This is a genomic window from Psychrobacter sp., from assembly GCF_036731945.1.
In the GTDB taxonomy this organism is placed as follows: Bacteria; Pseudomonadota; Gammaproteobacteria; order Pseudomonadales; family Moraxellaceae; genus Psychrobacter.
In genome coordinates this window covers 8,123-10,399 of the sequence record NZ_DAINDI010000067.1, presented here as the reverse complement: position 1 = coordinate 10,399, position 2,277 = coordinate 8,123, and the positions used below count along the sequence as shown (strand labels likewise).

Below are 2,277 nucleotides of genomic sequence, written 5' to 3'. Positions count from 1 at the left end.
AGTATGACGTTTAAATCAACAGAAAATGGTAGTAACATTGGCTGTGGTACTGAATGTGATAACAATATTTTGGCCGGTTTAAGCATGCTGCGTAAATATGAGATTTACGGGCTAGACAATAACGGTAATAACTTTAATCATCCATTGCTGTACAACAACATTAAAGACAGTCGTAACACCAATTTAACCGGTGAAGCATTACGGGCCAATATGGAAAAACGCTTATGGCAAGGCAATGATAATGCCAAACAAGCATTTCATTTACAATTAGCACATAACTATACCAAACTACGTCAAGGTAAATCACGCCCAGATTCTCAAGGTGTATTTGAATTTATGCGTTTATTGAATATCTCACAGCGCCTATATAATCAAATTGATTTATCCAAAGCCAGTCAAGCTGAAAAGAATAAACTGGGTCTGGGTGCGTTTACTCAGAAAAACTTAAGTCGTCCAGATATGCTTTATGTACTTAGCTCTAAAATTATGGGCTACGATTTAAAAGCAATGTTTGCGCTATATGGCTTACCTGTCACAGAAACAGCTCATACTTCTGTGGCTCTATTAAAGTTGCCTGAAGCACCATTGAATTTCTATACTCAGCCTGCTAATCGCTCTAATCACTTAAATGAAGGCACTTGGGTAACGATTCCTGCCACAGGATCAATTGGCGACTATCCGAACTAAATCTCACTTTTAATAAACCAGATAAAAAGAGCCACTTCCATTGAATGAAAGTGGCTTTTTTATTAACAAATTATGGGGCATATCACTATTTTTTTATTGAGTTTTTGATGGAGTTAATAAATAGAAAAATACTTTCTTTCTAATTACACCATCATGAATCCTTCACTACAAAACCGGTGTACCCTGCGTACTAAAAGCAAAGCCTTTATTGCTAAAATTACCAATCATCACGGCCTCGATGACGGGCTTGACGGTTTCATCTATCCCTTCGACTTCAATGATAAATTTTGCCCCAGAGCCCCCTTTATCCTCTTCTTTTTCGACGATATAATTTAACGTCGCCATAGCGGGCAGCTCGATAGGCTCTTTTAAATACGACTTTACAAGGTCGCCATCGGTACTGTAATAATCTATTTTATTAATATAGAGTGATTTTTTTAAGGTGGTATTACGCACGCTTAAGGTCGCAGATAGTAAAACCTTACGATTATCCCTATCAGTATAAATATCTGAGTAAATTGGCACATAGAAGGTTTGTTTATAGCCAAACTGGCTGTGATCGACTTTTTTAGACCGCTTCTCAAGCTCTTGAATGGGGTCTTGGTGCTTCTCTGAAAACATGACATTTGGGTTTTGTTTCGACTCATCGCAGCCACTAAACAGCATAAGACTGGCAAAACATAGCACGGATATGCAGCTTTTATTCATAACGTTATCCCTAGCGGTTAGTGTACTTTAACCCCGACACTACGTAAAAAAGTATTGATATGTTTGTTGGCACCATAAACCACCAATACATCATTTTCTTGCAGGACTTGCTCTGCTGTCGCCAGTCCCTGAATGCTAGGTTTGCGCTGCTGACGTCCAAAGCTGTCTTCGTAATGCTCATAGCGCATGGTGCTCAATAGCTTAATATTAAACCTATTTTCTAGCTGTAATGTCGCTATTTGTTTGCCAATCAAAGGAGTAGGAATAGCAATCTCGACAATACTAAAGTGCTCCGTTAGGCTAAACGAGTCAACGTAATAACGCAGCGATAGGCGTTTTGCCCAGCGCATCGCCGATTCTTTTTCAGGATGAAAAATATCATCGACGCCAATCGCTTGCAGTACTTTTTCATGCAATGGGTTGATACTACGGCTGATTAAGCGCTTGGCTTTGAGGGTTTTAAACAGCGCCGTTGCCATAATATTGGCGCCTTCGTCTTCGCCAACCGCCACCACCACTATATCGGTATCCATAATAGGTAAGCCATTGACCGTATATTCGTCGGTGGCATCCATGCAGATAGTATGAGTGATGGCTTCTTTATAGGCTTCAACCTTTTGCATACTGCTATCAATGGCGATGACTTCATGACCTTGGCTCGTCAGTGCCATCGCTAATGAAGACCCAAAACTGCCCAAACCTGCGATGATGTATTTCATAATACTCCTTGCCGCTCGCAACTGCATAACAGCAGTCATTGCAACGTATTTAGTTAATACTTAATGATTTATAAATTATTTTTTAATTAAAATTAAATTAATTGATAGTAATCTCTTCAGCTGGATAACGATAATTACGCTGATATCTATTTTTAAGTAAGGC

Annotated in this window: 2 protein-coding genes and 1 pseudogene; 1 reads left to right on the top strand and 2 read right to left on the bottom strand. The window is 39.2% G+C overall.

Annotation, left to right across the window (positions count from 1 at the left end):
* Nucleotides 1–687 (top strand): annotated as a pseudogene (locus V7D75_RS12065) (ImpA family metalloprotease); the annotation flags it as partial.
* A gap of 165 nt (nucleotides 688–852) precedes the next feature.
* Here the strand turns inward: V7D75_RS12065 and V7D75_RS12060 are convergent.
* Together V7D75_RS12060 and V7D75_RS12055 are read right to left on the bottom strand one after the other, a co-directional pair.
* Nucleotides 853–1,395: a DUF3124 domain-containing protein gene (locus V7D75_RS12060; protein ID WP_333614755.1), complete on the bottom strand. Its 543-nt coding sequence runs from the start codon at nucleotides 1,393–1,395 to the stop codon at nucleotides 853–855.
* Between the two features lie 17 nt (nucleotides 1,396–1,412).
* Complete coding sequence (locus V7D75_RS12055; RefSeq protein WP_313973654.1) at nucleotides 1,413–2,114, bottom strand: potassium channel family protein; 702 nt, start codon at nucleotides 2,112–2,114, stop codon at nucleotides 1,413–1,415.
* Between the last annotated feature and the right edge of the window lie 163 nt (nucleotides 2,115–2,277).